16 protein-coding genes and 1 tRNA gene are annotated in these 17,573 nt (G+C 71.4%); 13 read left to right on the forward strand and 4 right to left on the reverse strand.

The genetic code is table 11. The features are described 5' to 3' along the window. Positions 1-43: 43 nt before the first annotated feature. A complete protein-coding gene (locus tag BJK06_RS10365) occupies positions 44-421 on the forward strand; it encodes a cold-shock protein (protein WP_022906598.1) in 378 nt (125 codons plus the stop codon). Next, positions 421-1,176: a DUF3027 domain-containing protein gene (locus BJK06_RS10370; RefSeq protein ID WP_083295182.1), complete on the forward strand. Its 756-nt coding sequence runs from the start codon at positions 421-423 to the stop codon at positions 1,174-1,176. Before BJK06_RS10365 ends, BJK06_RS10370 begins: the two co-directional genes overlap by 1 nt. Positions 1,177-1,257: 81 nt before the next feature. Here BJK06_RS10370 and serC read toward each other — a convergent pair whose 3' ends face one another. Continuing rightward, on the reverse strand, positions 1,258-2,373 hold the full coding sequence (gene serC / locus BJK06_RS10375; RefSeq protein WP_070417825.1) for a phosphoserine transaminase: 1,116 nt from the start codon (positions 2,371-2,373) through the stop codon (positions 1,258-1,260). Between the two features lie 186 nt (positions 2,374-2,559). On the opposite strand from serC, the gene BJK06_RS10380 reads away from it, so the two are divergent. From BJK06_RS10380 to argG, 6 genes are all read left to right on the forward strand, one after another. After that, positions 2,560-3,255 (forward strand): metal-dependent transcriptional regulator, encoded by a 696-nt coding sequence (locus tag BJK06_RS10380; RefSeq protein ID WP_070417826.1) that lies wholly within the window; start codon positions 2,560-2,562, stop codon positions 3,253-3,255. A 272-nt stretch (positions 3,256-3,527) separates the two neighbouring features. Then, positions 3,528-4,463 carry a C40 family peptidase gene (locus tag BJK06_RS10385; RefSeq protein WP_070417827.1) on the forward strand — a complete coding sequence of 312 codons (936 nt, stop codon included), beginning with the start codon at positions 3,528-3,530 and terminating at the stop codon, positions 4,461-4,463. A gap of 355 nt (positions 4,464-4,818) precedes the next feature. After that, entirely contained in the window at positions 4,819-5,313 is a 495-nt protein-coding gene (locus tag BJK06_RS10390) for an HNH endonuclease (protein WP_070417828.1), read from the forward strand. A 139-nt stretch (positions 5,314-5,452) separates the two neighbouring features. Continuing rightward, a complete protein-coding gene (locus BJK06_RS10395) occupies positions 5,453-6,556 on the forward strand; it encodes an epoxide hydrolase family protein (RefSeq protein WP_070417829.1) in 1,104 nt (367 codons plus the stop codon). A gap of 13 nt (positions 6,557-6,569) precedes the next feature. Further along, positions 6,570-6,644: transfer RNA gene (locus BJK06_RS10400), tRNA-Arg, on the forward strand. A gap of 90 nt (positions 6,645-6,734) precedes the next feature. After that, on the forward strand, positions 6,735-8,177 hold the full coding sequence (gene argG, locus BJK06_RS10405) for an argininosuccinate synthase (protein ID WP_070417830.1): 1,443 nt from the start codon (positions 6,735-6,737) through the stop codon (positions 8,175-8,177). A gap of 198 nt (positions 8,178-8,375) precedes the next feature. Here the strand turns inward: argG and BJK06_RS10410 are convergent, their stop codons facing one another. Next, complete coding sequence (locus tag BJK06_RS10410) at positions 8,376-9,515, reverse strand: AI-2E family transporter (RefSeq protein WP_070417831.1); 1,140 nt, start codon at positions 9,513-9,515, stop codon at positions 8,376-8,378. Between the two features lie 407 nt (positions 9,516-9,922). Between BJK06_RS10410 and BJK06_RS18600 the strand changes: the two genes are divergently transcribed. Next, complete coding sequence (locus BJK06_RS18600) at positions 9,923-10,090, forward strand: hypothetical protein (protein ID WP_156794831.1); 168 nt, start codon at positions 9,923-9,925, stop codon at positions 10,088-10,090. A gap of 89 nt (positions 10,091-10,179) precedes the next feature. On the opposite strand, the gene BJK06_RS10415 is transcribed toward BJK06_RS18600, so the two are convergent. Both BJK06_RS10415 and BJK06_RS10420 read right to left on the reverse strand, forming a co-directional pair. Then, a complete protein-coding gene (locus tag BJK06_RS10415; RefSeq protein ID WP_070417832.1) occupies positions 10,180-11,613 on the reverse strand; it encodes an MATE family efflux transporter in 1,434 nt (477 codons plus the stop codon). Between the two features lie 140 nt (positions 11,614-11,753). Then, positions 11,754-12,197 (reverse strand): MarR family winged helix-turn-helix transcriptional regulator, encoded by a 444-nt coding sequence (locus BJK06_RS10420; protein ID WP_070417833.1) that lies wholly within the window; start codon positions 12,195-12,197, stop codon positions 11,754-11,756. Between the two features lie 417 nt (positions 12,198-12,614). Between BJK06_RS10420 and BJK06_RS10425 the strand changes: the two genes are divergently transcribed. The 4 genes from BJK06_RS10425 (at position 12,615) to BJK06_RS10440 (ending at position 17,557) form a co-directional block, all read left to right on the forward strand. Further along, a complete protein-coding gene (locus tag BJK06_RS10425; protein ID WP_156794832.1) occupies positions 12,615-14,693 on the forward strand; it encodes a choice-of-anchor G family protein in 2,079 nt (692 codons plus the stop codon). 223 nt (positions 14,694-14,916) lie between these two features. Then, entirely contained in the window at positions 14,917-15,096 is a 180-nt protein-coding gene (locus tag BJK06_RS10430) for a hypothetical protein (RefSeq protein WP_070417835.1), read from the forward strand. Positions 15,097-15,135: 39 nt separating this feature from the next. Further along, a complete protein-coding gene (nadE, locus tag BJK06_RS10435) occupies positions 15,136-15,963 on the forward strand; it encodes an ammonia-dependent NAD(+) synthetase (protein WP_308447477.1) in 828 nt (275 codons plus the stop codon). A gap of 145 nt (positions 15,964-16,108) precedes the next feature. After that, the gene (locus BJK06_RS10440; RefSeq protein WP_070417837.1) at positions 16,109-17,557 is read left to right on the forward strand and encodes a flotillin family protein; all 1,449 of its coding nucleotides are present in this window, start codon (positions 16,109-16,111) and stop codon (positions 17,555-17,557) included. Positions 17,558-17,573 lie beyond the last annotated feature (16 nt).

Below are 17,573 nucleotides of genomic sequence, written 5' to 3' on the forward strand. Positions count from 1 at the left end.
CCGACGCACCACGGCCGTTCCACGATCACGAGGAGACCGACGAATGCCCACCGGCAAGGTCAAGTTCTACGACGACCAGAAGGGGTTCGGGTTCATCACCGGCGACGACGGCGAACCCGTCTTCCTGCACGCGTCCTCGCTCCCCGACGGCGTCACGTCGGTGAAGGCCGGTTCGCGGCTCGAGTACGGCGTCGTCCAGGGGAAGAAGGGGTCGCAGGCGCTGTCCGTGCGGCTCCTCGACCCGCAGCCGTCCCTCGCGAAGATGTCGCGACGATCGGCGGACGACATGGCCGTGATCGTCGAGGACCTCGTGAAGGAGCTCGACCGGATCAGCGGGGACTTCCGGCACGGCCGGTACCCGAAGAACGGCACCCGAATCGCTGCGATCCTGCGGCACGTCGCTGACCAGTTGGACGCGTGATGACCGATACCTCCCCTGTTGCTCCTGCCCCTTCCGAAGACCTCACCGCGCTCGCCCGCACGGCGCTGCTCGAGGTGACCCCCGAGTCGACCGTCGGCGCGTTCGCCGGCACCGTCGACGAGGGTGACGGTGTCGTCTCGGTGCTGTTCGCCAACCGCATGGCCGGATACCCCGGCTGGCGCTGGACCGTCTCGATCGCCCAGGTGTCCGGTGACGAGCCGACCGTGCTCGAGGTCGAGCTCATGCCCGGTGACGGCTCGCTGCTGGCGCCCGACTGGGTGCCGTGGTCCGAGCGGCTCGCCGAGTACCGGGCCGGCCAGGACACCGACGGTGCCGAGGGCGAGCACGACGACGAGTCCGACGAGGACGACGACGAGGACTTCGACGGCGACGAGGACGACGCGGACGAGGACGCCGACTACGACGACTCGGACGACGACGAGTCCGACGACGACGAAGCGGACGACGAAGACGACTTCGACGCCGACGAGGACGACCTCGACGAGCCGGACGACGACGACATCGACGGTGTGGACGTCGACGAGCTGGACGGGTCCGAGGACCACACCGACGACTCGGACGATGACGACACCGACGACGCGGACACCGACGACACCGACCAGCAGGTCGCACCGGCCGAGCCGGCCCGGGGCCGCCGTCGCACCCAGCGGGTGCGCCCGGTCGACCCGGACGCCGACCTCGAGGTCGACCGGCTGGACGCTGGCGAGGTCGACCCGGAGCACCACCGCGCCTGACGGGCGACCGACCGGTCCCCGGACGGACAGGAGGCGCGGTGCCAGCTGGCACCGCGCCTCCTGTCGTGCGGACCGACCGCGTCAGCGCAGGGCGCTCACGGTGAAGTCGATCGCCTGCACGAGCTTCGCGACGTCGTCCGGGTCGATCGCCGTGAAGGTCGCGATGCGGAGCTGGTTGCGGCCGAGCTTCCGGTACGGCTCCGTGTCGACGATCCCGTTCTGGCGCAGCGTCGCGGCGACGGCCTTGGCGTCGATCGAGTCGTCGAGGTCGATCGTGGCGACGACCTGCGACCGGGCTGCGGGGTCGGTCACGAACGGCGTCGCGTAGTCGACCGACTCCGCCCAGTCGTAGAGCGTCGACGACGAGGTCTTCGTGCGGGTGTCTGCCCAGGCGAGGCCGCCGGACTCGTTGATCCAGCGGACCTGGTCGTCGAGGAGGATCAGGGTCGCGAGCGCCGGGGTGTTCAGCGTCTGGTTCAGCCGCGAGTTGTCGACGGCGTTCTTGAGCGAGAGGAACTCGGGGATGTACCGGCCGCTCGCGGCGATGCGCTCGACACGCTCGATCGCCGCGGGGGAGAACAGCGCGAGCCAGAGGCCACCGTCCGAGGCGAAGTTCTTCTGCGGGGCGAAGTAGTAGACGTCCGTCGCGCTGACGTCGAACGCGGCACCACCGGCGGCGCTCGTGGCGTCGACGACGGTGAGGGTGCCGGCGTCCCCGGCGGCGCGGACGACCGGCGCCATGACACCCGTCGAGGTCTCGTTGTGCGGGTAGGCGTAGACGTCCACGCCCTCGACGATCTCGAGCGGGGCGAGGGATCCGCCGGGGGCCTCGACCACGTGCGGCGCCTCGAGCCAGGGGGCGCCGGCGGCCTTGGCGAACTTCGAGCCGAACTCGCCGAACGACAGGTTCTCGGCCCGGCGCTCGATCAGCCCGAACGCGGCGGCGTCCCAGAACGCGGTCGAGCCGCCGTTGCCGAGGACGACCTCGTAGCCCTCTGGGAGGTCGAACAGGTCGCCGAGGCCGGCGCGGACGCTGCCCACGAGGTCCTTGACGGGCTTCTGGCGGTGGGACGTGCCGAGGATCGTCGCGCCGCGGGTCACGAGGGACTCGAGCTGCGCGCCACGGATCTTGGACGGTCCGCAGCCGAATCGGCCATCGGTCGGGAGGAGTTCGGCGGGGATGACGATGTCTGCCATGCACCGATCCTAACGAGCGGTATCCCAGCGCGAGTGACCATGTACCGGCCGGACGGGGCGGGCCGACGCCGCGCCTCCTGGCCGCATCGCGCACGGACTTTCTTGCACCTTGCAAGTGTTGGTCATTCCATGTCGCCTCGAACAAGTAGGGTGGGGCGCGCTGGGCCCAGACATGAGAGGCGGACCGTGACCGATCTCGTCGACACCACGGAGATGTACCTTCGCACCATCCTCGACCTCGAGGAAGAGGCGATCGTGCCGCTGCGCGCCCGCATCTCGGAGCGTCTCGGCCACTCGGGTCCCACCGTCTCGCAGACCATCGCCCGCATGGAGCGCGACGGCCTGGTTGTCGTCTCGGGCGACCGGCACCTCGAACTCACCGACGAAGGACGCTCGCGCGCGACGCACGTGATGCGCAAGCACCGGCTCGCTGAGCGCCTGCTCTCCGACGTCATCGGTCTCGACTGGGCGTTCGTCCACGACGAGGCATGCCGCTGGGAGCACGTGATGAGCGAGCAGGTCGAGGTCCGTCTGCTCGAGATGCTCGGCAACCCGACTGAGTCGCCGTACGGCAACCCGATCCCGGGTCTCGCCGAGATCGGTGGCCCGGCCGCACCCGGCTTCCTCGACGGCGTGCAGAACATCGTCGCCGCGACCGAGGGCACCGACTCCGTCGCGACCGGGGTCATCCGCCGCCTGGGCGAGCCCGTGCAGTTCGAACCGGAGCTCCTCCACCAGCTGCGGTCCGCCGGTGTCATGCCCGGCCGGGTCGCGAGCGTGCAGCGCGCAGGGGCCTACGTCGCCGTGCGCGTCGACGGCGAGGACGCGGGCATCGAGCTCCCGACCGAGGTCGCGCAGCACGTCTACATCGAGCGCTCCTGACCTGTCTGCCCCTGAAACTGGGACGGGGCGTGTTTCTGCGGCCTGATCAGGGCTTCTTTACCGATTCGTTACAAAGTGGCGGTTTCATCTCGACAAGGTAACGGTCGGCACGTACACTCGACGAGTCCGCCGGCCACCCACGAGGCCCAGGACCCGTGACAGGACGTCTCGAACCCGTCTCCTGTCTCGATCGGAAACGATGACGAACGGATGGGGTTGCACGGTCGGCGATCACCCCCGCTGGCAGTGGTGACGAGACGCCGGAGACACCCTTGACGCAGACCGGTTCCGCCGCGGACGACCAGACGCCCGCGAACCCGACGAACACCGCGAACGCCACCGGCGCCCCCCTCTCGCGCCGAGCAGCCCGCGCCGTCACCCCGGTGCGCGACGCTCCGCTCCCCGGCGGCCGTCGTGCCGCCCAGGCCGCGCGCACCGCCGCCTCCACCAAGGCGAGCTCGTCGGCCCGCAAGCGCCGCTTCCTCGCGCCGGTCGTCCTGACCGTGGCTGCGGGCATGTTCGGCACCGTCGCGGTCGCCCCGGCGTTCGCCGCGACGCAGCAGTCGACCGGGACGGACGCCGCGACCGCGCAGCGCCAGGTCCGCACGACCGAGGCCCAGAACTTCTCCGTCTCCGACGCGGTCGCCCTCGCCGGCACGAGCCGCGACGGCTACGGTGCGACGGCGCAGTCCACGCTCGACGCCGAGGCAGCGCAGAAGGCCGCCGACGCCGCGGCGAAGCAGGCGTCCGAGCAGGCCGCGGCCACCCAGGCCGCCCGCGCGCAGACCGCCTCGCAGTACGCGTCGTACACGGGGCCGAGCGCCTCCGACTACGTCGCCTCGTCGACCGCCGCGAACACCCCGTTCTCGCTGCCGGCCGTGGTCGCCACCGCCAAGCAGTACATCGGCACCCCGTACGTCTTCGGCGGCGCGGACCCGTCGGGCTTCGACTGCTCGGGCTACGTCATGTTCGTGTACGCGCAGTACGGCATCAACCTCGCGCACTCCGTGCCGCTGCAGGACCAGGCCGGCACCACGATCCCCGAGTCCGAGGCGCAGCCGGGTGACGTCGTCATCTTCAACAACGAGGCGCACGACGGCTTCTACATGGGCAACGGCAGGATCATGGACGCGCCGAAGCCCGGCGGCTCCGTGTCGATCCGCCCGATCTGGACCAGCGACTACCACATCGTCCGCTTCGGCATCTGACGCAGACCGCGGGCGTCGATCCCGTGAACATCGCCGGAACCGGCCCGTGCACCCTCGTGCCGGGCCGGTTTCTGACGTACCCTGACCGTGCACCGGCCCGAACGGTCCGAGCAGGGAGACCCCATGTCAGCGTTCCGCACGACCCGCACCATGGGTCGGCGCGCGCACGTCGACATATGGTCGACCACCGCCTGCGTGCACGAGCACGCCCCTGCATGACCTGAGCACTGCCCATCCGGGTGGTGCTCTTGGTGGTTCAGGGGCCGTTCGCGCGAGCGGAGGTCACCTGCGCGGTACCCCGGTCCGACGCACCCGCACAGCCTGGAAGCCGTCCAGGCACGTCGGAAGGGAACCCATGCGCACTCTCGTCCTCAACGCCGGTTACGAGCCCCTCGCGGTGATCTCGTTCCGTCGGGCCCTCGTGCTGGTCATGAACCAGAAGGCCGCCATCGTCGCTGCCGACCTCGACCACCCGGTCACGGGGTCGACGTCGACCTACGACCGTCCGTCCGTCATCATCCTCACCCGGTACGTCCGCATCCCGCACTCGAGACTCGTGCCGGTGTCGCGCCGGGGCGTCCTCCGCCGGGACGCCAACCGGTGCGCGTACTGCGATCGACACGCCACCACGATCGACCACGTGCAGCCTCGCTCGCGCGGGGGCGAGGACTCGTGGGAGAACCTCGTCGCCTGCTGCCTGGCGTGCAACAACACCAAGGGCGACCGCACCCCGCAGGAGATGGGGTGGCGGCTCCGCTTCCGCCCGAAGGCGCCGCACGGCTCCTCGTGGGTGGTGCGGGGCATCGAGCGTCCGCAGTCCGAGTGGGACGAGTACCTGGTGGCCGCGTAGCGGTACCGTGCGGCTGACGCCGTGACGGACCGGAGGCGCGGGTCGGGCCCGACCCGCGCCTCCAGTCCGTCCCGGTGCCGGACCAGGACCGTGTCGGCCGTGGCGACCGGCTGTCGGTGGGCGGGCGTAGCGTGCCGCCATGACGGAGACCCCCGAGATCGACGACGCGACGATCGACGACCTGCGAACGCGCCTGCGCGCGACCCGCTGGCCGGACGCTCCCACCGGGACCGGGTGGTCGCTCGGCATCGACGTCGACGAGCTGCGCCCGCTCGTCGAGTACTGGGCGGACGGCTTCGACTTCGACGCGCACCGGGCGGCACTCGCCGCACTGCCGTCGCGCCGGGTCGAGGTGGACGGTACCGGCATCCACGTGCTGCACGCCCGCGCGGCGACGCCGGGTGCGCTGCCCGTGCTGCTCGCGCACGGCTGGCCGGACTCCGGGTGGCGATACCGCAAGGTGCTGCCGATGCTCGTCGACGCCGGGTTCGACGTGATCGTGCCGGACATGCCCGGCTACGGGTTCTCCGACGCCCCGCCGCAGCCGATCGACGCACGGGCCGTCGCCGGGATGTGGGCGACGCTGATGACCGACCTCGGGTACGAGCGGTTCGCGGTGTCCGGCGGGGACATCGGCACGCACGTCGTGCGGTACCTCGCGCTCGACCACCCCGAGCGGGTCGTCGCCGTGCACCGGATCGACGGCGGGCTCGCCTGGCCCGGGCTCGACCCGTCGACGCTGTCCGAGGCGGAGCGTGCCTTCGTCGCCGAGACCGAGCGGTGGCGCACCGACGAAGGCGCCTACGCGATGATGCACCGGACCAAGCCGCAGACCGCGGCGGTCGGCCTGAACGACTCCCCGGCCGGGCTCGCGGCGTGGATCGTCGAGAAGCTCCGTTCGTGGAGCGACTGCGGCGGGGACCTCTGGTCGGTGTACACGCGGGACGAGGTCCTGGCGTTGCTCACCGAGTACTGGGCCACGGCGACGATCGGGTCGGCGATGCGGATGTACCACGCGAACGCGGCGGTTCCTGCAGCGCAGCTCGAGCGTCGGGTCGAGGTGCCGTCCGGGTTCTCGATCTTCCCGGGGGACCTCGTGCGGGCGCCGAAGGAGTGGCTCGAGCGGACGACGAACCTCGTGTACCACCACGAACTCGACCGGGGCGGGCACTTCGCGGCGTTCGAGCAGCCGGGGCTGTTCGTCGACGAGCTCCGGGCCTTCCTGGAGCCGTTCCGCCGCTAGAGTGGGAGGGCCAGCCTCTGTAGCTCAATGGAAGAGCAGTTCCGTCCTAAGGAAACGGTTGGGGGTTCGAGTCCCTCCAGGGGCACCAGCAGGTCGCAGGGGTTCGAGTCCCTGCGGCGCCGGCCAGGGGCACTTCTCACGTCGATGTACCGGCTGGACTCCCCGTACGATTGACGTCGTGTCCAAGGTCCTGAGCAGTCTCCCCGTCGGCGAACGAGTCGGCATCGCGTTCTCCGGAGGTCTCGACACCTCCTGCGCGGTCGCCTGGATGCGCGAGAAGGGAGCGGTGCCCTGCACGTACACGGCCGACATCGGCCAGTACGACGAGCCGGACATCGACGCCGTCCCCGGTCGTGCCCACGAGTACGGCGCCGAGATCGCCCGACTCGTCGACGCGAAGAGCGCCCTCGTGGAAGAGGGCCTCGTCGCCCTGCAGACCGGTGCCTTCCACATCCGCTCCGGCGGCAAGACCTACTTCAACACGACGCCCCTCGGTCGCGCCGTGACGGGCACGATGCTCGTCCGCGCCATGAAGGAGGACGGCGTCGACATCTGGGGCGACGGCTCCACGTACAAGGGCAACGACATCGAGCGGTTCTACCGCTACGGCCTGATGGCGAACCCGCGGCTGCGCGTCTACAAGCCGTGGCTCGACTCCGAGTTCGTCGAGGAGCTCGGCGGCCGCAAGGAGATGAGCGAGTGGCTCGTCGCCCGGGGCTTCCCGTACCGCGACTCCACCGAGAAGGCCTACTCGACCGACGCGAACATCTGGGGCGCCACGCACGAGGCGAAGAGCCTCGAGGAGCTCTCGAGCGGCCTGGACATCGTCGAGCCGATCATGGGCGTCGCCGCCTGGCGTGACGACGTCGAGGTCGCCACCGAGGTCGTGAGCGTCCGCTTCGAGGCCGGTCGCCCCGTCGCGATCAACGGCGTCGAGTACGCCGACGCCGTGGCGCTCGTCTACGAGGCGAACGCGATCGGTGGCCGCCACGGCCTCGGCGCGTCCGACCAGATCGAGAACCGCATCATCGAGGCGAAGAGCCGCGGCATCTACGAGGCGCCGGGCATGGCACTGCTGCACATCGCCTACGAGCGCCTGCTCAACGCGATCCACAACGAGGACACCGTCGCGTCGTACCACACCGAGGGCCGCCGTCTCGGTCGCCTCATGTACGAGGGGCGCTGGCTCGACCCGCAGTCCCTCATGCTTCGTGAGTCGCTGCAGCGCTGGGTCGCCTCGGCCGTCACCGGCGAGGTCACCCTGCGCCTGCGTCGCGGCGACGACTACACGATCCTCGACACCACGGGCCCGGCGCTGTCGTACCACCCGGACAAGCTCTCGATGGAGCGTGTCGGCGACGCGGCGTTCGGCCCGGACGACCGCATCGGCCAGCTGACCATGCGCAACCTCGACATCGCCGACTCGCGGGCACGCCTCGAGCAGTACGCCGCCGCCGGGCTCATCGGCGGGGCGACGGGCGACCTCGTCGGCGAGCTCGAGTCGGGCGAGTCGGAGGAGATCCTCGGCGGCGCGGTCGTCACCTCGGATGCCGACGACGCGCTCGGTCGTGCGACGGATCTCGCGTCCGAGGGTGCGGCGTTCGACTCCGGCACCGACTGACCCCGGTCTGCACCACGACGAAGGGGGCCTCCGCCACGTGCGGAGGCCCCCTTCTCTGCGACGTCACACGCGTCGATCGACACGTGGTTCGTCGGAGTGTGCGCGTGCATCAGATGCGCGTACATCGTTCGACATTCCGCCTGTCGATCGACTGGCGGAACGTCGAACACGCGGCGGAAAGCCGAGCACCCGCCCGCGTCAGCGCGCCTCGGCGGACTCCACGCGCTTCTGCCGCCACGGGCGCGCCGGCTTGTCGGGCCCGTCCCACACCTGCACGACGCCCCACGCGGCGGCGAGCAGCGGCACCGAGATGATCGCGCCGGTGATGCCCGCGAGCACCGTGCCGGCGGTCAGGCCGATCAGGATGACGAGGCCGTGCAGCTTGAGCGTCTTGCCCATCAGGACGGGCTGGAGCAGGTTGCCCTCGAGCTGGTTCACGAGGACGACGATGCCGACGACGATCAGCGCCTGGACGGGGCCGAGCGCGACGAGGGCGACGAGGGCGGCGAGGATGCCGGCCGCGGTCGCACCGACGATCGGGATGAACGCCGTGATGAACACGACGACGGCGAGGGGCAGCGCGAGCGGCACCCCGACGATCGTGATGCCGACGCCGATGCCGATCGCGTCCACCGCGGCGACGGTGGCGGTCCCGCGGACGTAGCCGCCGAGCGTCTGCACGACCCGGTCACCCACCCGGCGAGCACGGTCGTAGCGGGCACCGGTGAAGGGACGGAGGAGGAACTCCCAGATGGCCGGACCGTCCTTGAGGAAGAAGAACAGCACCACGATCATCAGCACGAGGCCGGTGAGGAAGTTCGCCGTGGCCGATGCCCCCGCGAGCGCGCCGGAACCGAACTGCGAGCTGGTGACGAAGTCCTGGATGCCCTTCACGGCATCGTCGATCTGCGACTGGTCGATCGAGATCGGCAGCGTCGACGCGAAGTCCTGGAGCTGGTCGAACCCGCTCAGGGCCGACTTCTGCAGATCGGGCCACTGCGAGATGACGGCCACGACGATGAGCCAGCCGACGAGGCCGAGCACGACCAGCACGCCGATCAGGACCGCGAGGGTCGCGAGCACGGACGGCACCCGGTGCCGCCGCAGCCAGGACACGACGGGGTGCATGGCCGACGCGATGATGAGGGCGAGCAGCACCGGGATCGTGACGACGCTGAGCGTGGCGGCGGCGTAGACGATGCCGATGACGACGACGAGCACGACGATGATCTGCAGGCAGCGGGTGGCCAGAGCGCCGAACGAGTCGGACCACTGCTTCGCCACCTGGCTCGGCGGTGCGTCGGAGTGCGGGGGCTGCGGGGTGCCGAACAGGGGCATGGGGCTCCTCGGGGTACGGGTGTGCCCGCCCACCGTACCGGGGCGACGACGATCCGGGCCGGGGCGGCCTCGGTCACGGCTCGGCGTCGTCCGAGATCCGATGAGGACGTGGCGGCTGGCGCCCGGTGCGCGTTCCGGACGGTTCTCGTGCCGACGGTCGCGCGACAGTACGCTGGGGGACATCGGACCGACTCAGGGTTCCGTCGCCTTTGATGCTCCTCGCGGTCTGCGGGGTCTGGCGCAACGGGACGGTCCGATCGGATCCGGAGTGCGCATCACTCCGACGAAGGGCTGGTCGACGTGACCGCCACTGTCCACGCGTTCTCGCACCCCGTCGAACTGTTCGTCGGGTCACCCCGCACCCCCCGCGGCCCGCTGGCCGTCTCCGTCGTCGAGCTGGTGCTCGCGTGACCGCCCGTCGCCAGGAGGACTGGCACCGCCACGGCATGCGCTCGCCCGAGGACATCGCCGGCCTGCTCGCCGCGCGCCTCGGCGGCGCGGACGAGACGCTCCGCGCGGTCGGGCCGACGTGGGACGAGCCGTCCTACGCGGACTTCCTCGGCGAGCAGCTCTGAACCGACCGCTGCCGCGCCGCTGACGCGCCAGACGGACGGGAGGCGCGGTGCCAGCCGGCACCGCGCCTCCCGTCCGTCGTGGCGTCCCGTCAGACCGCCGCCGCCTCCTCGAGCGTGGCGTCCGCCCGCTCCGGCGAGCCCTCGGCGAGGCCGCGGGCGATCCGCCTGCGCGACGCGAGCCAGAGCACCAGCGCCGCGACGAACACGAGCACCTCGGTCACGGTCAGTGCCCAGATGATCCCGGCGAGCCCGAACCACAGGTTCCCGACGATCACGATCGGGATGAACAGCACGCCCTGCGCCATCGACAGCACCATGGCCGGCAGCACCATCCCGGTGGCCTGGAACAGCGAGGTCAGCAGCCCGGTGAACCCGTTCACGATCGTGGCGACGAGCTGCGCCGTGAGGATGGTCAGGCCGATCGCGAGCACCGAGTGGTCGCCGGAGAAGACCGTGAAGACCTGCTCGCGGAAGACGAACACCGTGCCGGAGAACAGCAGGACGATCGTCCCGACGGTGAACGCGGCACCGCGGAGTGCGGCTCGGAGCCGAACCGCGTCGCCCTTGCCGAAGGCGTAGGCGAGCAGCGGCAGCACGCCGATGGTCACGCCCATCACCAGGAACTCCGGGACCTGGGCGATGCGGACGGCGACGCCCATCGCCGCGAGCGGGTCGTCCCCGTAGGCGGCCGCGAGGTTGTTCAGCACGAGGGTCGTCACGATGGGGAACCCGGACTGCAGCAGTTCGCTCGAGCCGATACCGAACACCGGCTTGAGGATGTCCGCCCGCAGCGTGAACCACTTCGGTGCGAAGCTCACGTTCGCGCTGTTCCGCTGGAGCCAGACGACCCAGTAGCCGATCGCCACGACGTTGCCGAGGCCGACGGCGAGTGCGGCACCGGCGACGCCCCAGTGCAGCACGAGGATGAAGAGCACGTCGAACACGAGGTTGCCGACGGTCGACAGGACGAGCCCGACCATGGCCTGCCGTGCCGCCCCCTCGGACCGGACGATCTGCTCCAGGGCGAACGACGCGGCGAGCACCGGCACGAACGCGAGCATGACCGAGACGTACGCGCTCGTGGCGGGCACCGCGGCGGCGTCTGCTCCGAGCACGGCGACGAGCGGGTGCAGGAACACCAGGCCGAGCACGGCGAGGACCACACCGGTGACGACGGCTCCCCAGAGGGCGAAGGAGGCGACGCGCTTGATGTCCTCGGCCTTGGTGGGATCGTGCTCCGAGGCCCCGAGCATGCGCGACATGAGGGCACTGCCACCGACGCCGAACACGCCGCCGACGGCCATGATGATGCCGAGGAGCGGGGTGCCGAACGTGATCGCGGCGAGCAGCGAGGTGTCGTGCTGCGATCCGATGAAGCCGGCGTTGATGACGTTGTAGACGGCGCTGACGACCATCGCGGCGGCCATCGGGACGCACAGGTGGACGAGCGCGCGGCCGATCGGTGCGGCGGACAGGTACCAGCGGTTCTTCGCCGCGGCGGTGTCGGGTGCTGTGGTGCTCATGGCTGCCTCCTTCTGGGCAGGGCGGAGCGCGCGCCGACCATCGGTCGGCGCCGCAGGGCATGACTGATGACGCGATCGGCGGGTGCCGACGCGTGGGGGTGGGTCGCGCCTCCTGGACGGGCCTGGAGGCGCGGGTCAGGTCACCGGGTGGGTTCCGGCAGTTCCGCGGTCACCTTGTGCAGGAGCTCCTGCAGGGTGGCGCGCTCGTGGGCGTCGAGCGGCGCGAGCAGGACGTCGTCGAGGGCGATCATGGCGTCCTCGAAGCCGGCGATGAGGGCGATCCCCTCGTCGGTGGCGAAGACCCGTTTCGTCCGGGCGTTCTCGGCGTCCGCCCGGCGTTCGACGAGCCCGCGGCGCTCGAGTCCCTGCAGGAGACTCGAGACGCTGGCCGCACTCGTCCGGGTGATGTCGGCGATGTCGCGCTGGATCGCGCCGGGCGTGTGCTGCAGGTACCCGAGCACGAAGCTCTGCTCCTGGGTGAGGTCGCGTTCGCGGACCCATTCCTCGGCCGCCTTGCGCTGCGCCCACCCGATCCAGCGCATCTGCTGGAGGGGCGTGTCGAACCGGGGTGCCTGCTGCGTCATGATCAGAACGCTAACTGTTCGACCTCTAACTGTCAACACTCGAACTGATCCGCTCACGGCGTGCCCCGAACGGGGGTATCGCCACGACGGGGGACCCCCCTTGTAGATTGCACAGGAAACGCGGTCTCACCAACCGCTCATCCTCAGCTCGACGACGCAGCCGAGCCCACCCGGGGGGATCAGGACATGGCACGAGGACGAACGATGCGCGCACGATCGATGCGCCCGTCCGTGGACGCTGCCTGCACCGCTCCCCGCCTCGCCGGGGGTGATCACCCCGGATAGCCGCGCCCGCGCGCAGCACGACGCGCACACGTGACTCCGGGCCGCCCCACCAGCGCGCCCGTCGGATCTCCCGCCCCACCAGCGGGGGATGGATCAGCAGGCGGACGACCTCCGCCTGGAGGAAGAGGCACCATGCCACGCACTGCAACACGCTTCGCGCTCCGCGCGGGCGCCACGGCCACCGTCGCGGCCGTGATCATCGGGGGAGCAGCCCTCCCCGCACACGCCGCTGCGACCGACGCGACCCAGGCCGAGGGCCGTCTGCTCTCCGGCAGCGGCTCCGTCGACCTCGACAGCGTCGCGGCGCTCGCCGGGTCCTTCGGCGCGACCGCTCCCGGCGGGGCGACCGCCGGGCAGTCCGACCCGCTCGACCTCTCGGTGCTGAACAGCATCGGGATCAACGTCCCCGGGGGCATCCAACTGCTCGGCCAGAACGGTCTCGTGAACGTCGGCGTCGCCGGCCAGGTCGCGAGCACGGACACCACCTCGGCGGTCGCGGCCGCCGGAGCCGTCGGCGCGGACGGCGCGATCCAGGTCGGTCCGGGCACCCCCGGCGCCGGCGCCACCGTGAACCTCACCCCGCTGCTCGGCGACCTCGACGTCGACGGCGTCGTGAGCGAGCTCTCGGTCGGGCTCGGCGCGCTGTCCGCCCGGGCCGAGGCGACGCGGACGTTCGGCGCTCCGGACGTCACCACCGACTACCAGGTCGCCGGCGCGCAGGTCCGGCTCGTCAGCCCCGCCGTCCAGCAGCTCGTGACGTCGCTGGACACGACGCTCGGCACCACCGACGACACCGTGAACGCGGCGATCGGCGAGGACGGTCTCACCACCGACCTCACCGCGGCGCTGCTCGACCCGGTGACCGACGCCGTGAACACCCTCGGGCTCGGGGTCCTGACCCTCGACGACACCACCGCCCAGCTCACCGCCGACGTGGACCTGCAGGGTGCGCTCGCCACCGTGACGCAGCAGCCGCTCACCGACGGCCCGGTCACGATCGACCTGTCCACGGGCGTGGTCACGATCGACCTCGCGCAGCTCTACACGCTGAACGACCTGCCGGCGAACACCACGCTGCTCGACGACGCGACGATCAACGCGCAGATCACCGGCGCGATCTCGGACATCCTGACCGAGCAGCTGCCGGCACTCCTCACCACGACGCTCACGAACGCCCTGGACGTCGCCGACGTGCAGCTCGTCGTGGACACCGGCGTCGACCTGCTCGGAGCCGACGTGGCGGGGCTGACCCTCACGGTCGACACCACCGTCGGGGACCTGCTCGGCACCGGTGACGGCGCCACGCTCACGGTCACCGGCGACGGGATCCTCGGCCCGGTGCTCGGCACGCTCGACCCGCTGCTGCAGCCGCTGCTCGGCTCGACCATCGTCCCGGCGCTGACCGGCATCCTCGGTGACGTGCTCGGCGGGGACTTCGTGGCGGACACCGTGCAGACCCTGCTCACCACCATCACGTCGACCGTCACGGCGCTCGACCCGCTGCTCGACGTGGTGAACCAGCTCGTCTCCGTCACGATCAACTCGCAGACCGCCCCGGCGTTCACCGAGCCGACCGCCGACGACACCGGGGCCACCACGGTCCGGGCCGTCCGCGTGCAGCTCCTGCCGGCGGCGGACCTGGCGACCGTCGACCTCGCGACGGCGACCGTGCAGGCGGACCCGTTCGCGGGCATCGCCATCACCTCGCCCGAGGACGGGACGGACTACACGGTCCCGGCGGACGACGACACCACCTCGGTGCCGGTCACGGGCACCGCGGAGCCGGGCGCCGACGTCGACGTCACGCTCGACGGTGACGACGAGGGCACGCAGTCGACCGTCGCGGGCGAGGACGGCACGTGGACGGTCACGTTCCCCGGGGTCGCCGTCGGTGACCACGAGGCCGAGGCGGTCGAGACGATCGGCACGCTCGTGAGCGACCCCGCCGCGGTGACCTTCGCGGTCGCAGCAGCACCGGTCGACCCGACCGACCCGGGCACGCCGGGTACGCCCGGTACGCCGGGGACCCCCGGAGGCGCAGGCGGCCCCGGCGGCGCGGGCGGTGCCGGTGCCGGTGCGGTCGGCAACGGCACGGGTGCCGGGAGCCTCGCCTACACCGGTGCCGAGCTCCTGCCGCTGCTGCTCCTCGCCGGGCTGCTCCTCGCGGCCGGCGGCGGCACGCTCGTCGCGCGGCGCATGCGTCGAGCCTGACACGGACGGGCGCCGGCGGGTACCGGCGCCCGTCTCCCGGGTCCGCGGCGCGTTCGGGTCGCCGCGGTCCCGCCGGTGCGGTGGTGGTTCGGGCCACCACCGCACCGGCACCCCTCGTCCCGCCGCCGGCCCCTCCCGGCCGGCCGACTCGATCCACCGCTTCCGACCGCTTCCGACCGCTTCCGACCGCTTCCGACCGCTTCCGACCGCTTCCGACCGCGACGTGAGGACCACCGTGCACGACCACGACACCCACCCGCTCGACCGCCACGTCGGGCCCCCGCACGTCGAACGCTTCGTCCTCACCCGGGCGCAGGAGACCATCGGCGTCGTCTGCACCTGCGCGATCGGGGCCGACCACGACAACACCATCCGTCCGGTCGGCGCGGATCGCGTCCACTGAACCCTGTGCACGCGGCGGATGCAGCGGGATACTGGGGTGGTGCGTGAACTCCAAGCCGCCATCGCAGCGGACCTCAACGTCCAGCCGACCATCGACCCGGAGCAGGAGATCGCCCGTCGCGTCGGGTTCCTCCGGGACTACCTGCTCACCACCGGCGCCAAGGGCTACCTGCTCGCGATCAGCGGCGGCCAGGACTCGACGCTCGCCGGACGCCTGACCCAGCTCGCCGTCGAGTCGCTCCGCGCCGAGGGGCACCCCGCCGAGTTCACCACCGTCCGCATGCCGTACCGCGTGCAGGCCGACGAGGACGACGCCCAGCTCGCGCTGCGGTTCATCGCGGCCGACCCGGGCATCACCGTGAACATCGAGCACGGTGTCGACGGGGTCATGCAGGACACCGCGGCCTCGGGGGTGGAGCTGAGCGACTTCGTGAAGGGCAACGTCAAGGCCCGGATGCGGATGGTCGCGCAGTACGCCGTCGCCGGGCAGCGGGGGCTCCTCGTCGTCGGGACCGACCACGCGGCCGAGGCCGTGACCGGCTTCTTCACGAAGTACGGCGACGGCGGTGTCGACCTCACCCCGCTCACCGGGCTGTCGAAGAGCCAGGGCCGGCAGCTGCTCGAGCACCTCGGCGCCCCGGCCCGCCTGTACGAGAAGGCCCCCACCGCCGACCTGCTCGACGAGACGCCCGGCCAGACGGACGAGGCGAACCTCGGGCTGTCGTACGCCGAGATCGACGCGTACCTGCAGGGCCACGACGTGCCGATCGAGGTCGCCGAGGCGATCGAGTCGCGCTACCGGGCGACGGAGCACAAGCGCCAGGTCCCGGCGACGCCCTTCGACGACTGGTGGCGTGCGGGCGCGTAGGCGCTGACGCGACCCCGTCCAGGAGGCGCGGTGCGGGTCCGTCCCGCACCGCGCCTCCTGTCTGTCCGTGCGTTCTCCTACGATGGGAGCCAACGGAACAACAGATGCGGAATCCAGGCTGCGGCCTGTTCCACGAGGGGGAGTCATGGAAGTCCTGTTCGCGCTCGGAGCCGTCCCGCTGATCGTCGTGGGGGTCGTCGTCCTGGCGGTCATCGTGCTGATCTACGCGAAGCTCGTCTACCGCAACGCCGGCGCCGACGAAGCGCTCATCATCACCGGCAAGCGCTCCCGCAAGGTGAAGAACCCCGACGGCACCGAGACGGTCGAGTCCGGGATCAAGGTCGTCCTCGGCGCCGGTGTCCTGGTCCGGCCGTTCTTCGAGCGCGTCGCCAAGATCTCGCTGAGCTCGCGCGCGATCGACATCAACGTGAACGCGCAGGACTCCCGCGGCGTGACCATCGACGTCGAGGCCGTGGCGCTCGTCAAGGTGGGCGAGGCCGACGCGTCGATCCGGGCCGCCGCGCAGCGGTTCCTCGGCCAGGAGAAGAAGATCGACGACTTCGCGCGCGAGGTCCTGTCCGGTTCCCTCCGTGCCTCGATCGGTGCGACCGACGTGTCGACCATCATCCGCAACCGCGACCAGCTCACCGTCGCCGTGCTCGACGTCGCGAAGGACGCCCTGCACAGCCAGGGACTCGACGTCGACTCGTTCGAGATCAAGGGCATCTCCGACCGCAACGACTACATCAGTGACCTCGGACGTGCCGAGCGCGCGCGGGTCCGGCTCGAGGCCGAGAACGCCGAGGCCCAGGCCGACCGCGAAGCGCGTGAAGCCCGTGCCACGGCCGACCAGGCCATCGCCGAGGCGGAGAACACCCTCGCGATCCGTCGGGCCGCGCTGCAGCTCGACGCCGACCGTGCCTCCGCCGAAGCCGCCGCCGCCGGCCCGCTCGCCCAGGCCCGCGCGGCGCAGGGCGTCGTCGAGCAGGAGCAGCTGACCGCGCAGAAGCGTGCCGAACTCCGCCGTGCCGAGCTCGAGTCCGAGGTGTCCGCGGTGGCCGAGGCGCAGGCGCGCAAGACCCGCGTCGAGGCCGAGGCGGCCGCCGCTGCCCAGGTCGAGACCGCCCGTGCCCAGGCAGAGGCCCGACGCATCTCGGCCGAGGCAATCGCCGCCGAGGCCCAGGCCGAGTCCGAGGCGCGCAAGCTCGCGGCCGACGCCTCCCGCGCCGAGGGTGAAGCCGCCGCCGACGCGATCCGCGCCAAGGGCCAGGCCGAGGCCGACGCCACGAAGGCACAGGCGGACGCACTCGCCCAGCACTCCGAGGCCGTCCTCCGGGTGAAGGCGATCGAGACGCTGCCGAGCATCGCCCGCGAGCTCGCGGCCCCGATGGGCAACATCGACAAGCTGACCGTCGTGTCCTCCGACGGCGCCGGAGCGCTCTCGAAGAGCGTGGTCAGTCAGTTCAGCGAAGTCGACGCCCTGCTCGGGACGACGGCCGGCTTCACGCTGAGCGACATCGTCAAGAGCACCACGACGGGGCAGGCCGCAGCCCGCGCCGTCGTGCGTGAGCAGGAGTCCGCGGCGGCCGAGTAGCCGAACCGTCGTCCGG

Origin of the sequence: Curtobacterium sp. BH-2-1-1 (assembly GCF_001806325.1) — a bacterium.
Taxonomy (GTDB): Bacteria; Actinomycetota; Actinomycetes; order Actinomycetales; family Microbacteriaceae; genus Curtobacterium.